Annotated in this window: 2 tRNA genes; both read right to left on the bottom strand. The window is 51.2% G+C overall.

What is annotated here, in order from left to right:
* Positions 1-96 precede the first annotated feature (96 nt).
* Positions 97-172, bottom strand: a tRNA-Val gene (locus ACXAGK_RS19505).
* A 36-nt stretch (positions 173-208) separates the two neighbouring features.
* Positions 209-284 (bottom strand) — tRNA-Val (locus ACXAGK_RS19500).
* Positions 285-299: the final 15 nt, after the last annotated feature.

Raw genomic sequence — 299 nt, 5'->3', positions numbered from 1 at the left:
GCTTGAACCAGTGACCCTCGCCTTGTAAGGGCGATGCTCTCCCAACTGAGCTAAGCGTCCATATTTTGATTTCACTATTTAGCCACTGTGAGAAAGTGGTGGACGCTACTGGGCTTGAACCAGTGACCCTCGCCTTGTAAGGGCGATGCTCTCCCAACTGAGCTAAGCGTCCGTATTTTGATTTCACTGTTTAGCCACTGTGAGGAAGTGGTGGACGCTACTGGGCTTGAACCAGTGACCCTCGCCTTGTAAGGGCGATGCTCTCCCAACTGAGCTAAGCGTCCATATTTTGATTTCAC

The sequence above is a fragment of the Alteromonas sp. ABM1_013 genome (assembly GCF_056160505.1).
The sequence above is the reverse complement of the archived record's forward strand: the minus strand, read 5'-3'. Positions and strand labels throughout refer to the sequence as shown.